The organism is Streptomyces gottesmaniae, from assembly GCF_031845845.1.
Lineage (GTDB): Bacteria > Actinomycetota > Actinomycetes > Streptomycetales > Streptomycetaceae > Streptomyces > Streptomyces akebiae.
The window spans coordinates 1-447 of the sequence record NZ_JAVRFJ010000144.1 but is presented as its reverse complement, the minus strand read 5'-3'; the positions used below and the strand labels follow the sequence as shown (position 1 = coordinate 447).

Annotated in this window: 1 protein-coding gene; it reads left to right on the top strand. The window is 60.9% G+C overall.

The window, feature by feature from the left end:
• Nucleotides 1-149: 149 nt before the first annotated feature.
• Nucleotides 150-447 (top strand): nucleotide-binding YajQ family protein (locus RM704_RS44775; protein WP_311593629.1); only part of this gene is annotated, 298 nt, incomplete at its 3' end.

The window sequence follows — 447 nt, the reverse complement described above, 5'->3', positions numbered from 1 at the left end:
GATTTACAGTCCGCTCCCATTGGCCGCTCGGGCAATCTGCCTGGTGTCGCCCCGCCCCGTTTCCGGTTTGGTGCGACTAGCAGGGTACAACGAGGATGTACCTAAGTTACAAACCGGCAGGATTATCGAGGGAAGAGGAGGGGCGTCCAATGGCGGATTCCAGCTTCGACGTCGTCAGCAAGGTCGACCGTCAGGAGGTCGATAACGCGCTCAACCAGGCCGCCAAGGAACTGTCCACCCGGTTCGACTTCCGCGGCACCGACACCAGCATCGCCTGGAAGGGCGAAGAAGTGATCGAACTCACCTCCAGCACCGAGGAGCGCGTCAAGGCAGCGGTCGACGTGTTCAAGGAGAAATTGGTCCGTCGCGACATCTCGATGAAGGCCTTCGACGCCGGCGAACCGCAGGCCAGCGGCAAGACCTACAAGGTGTCCGGAGACATCAAGC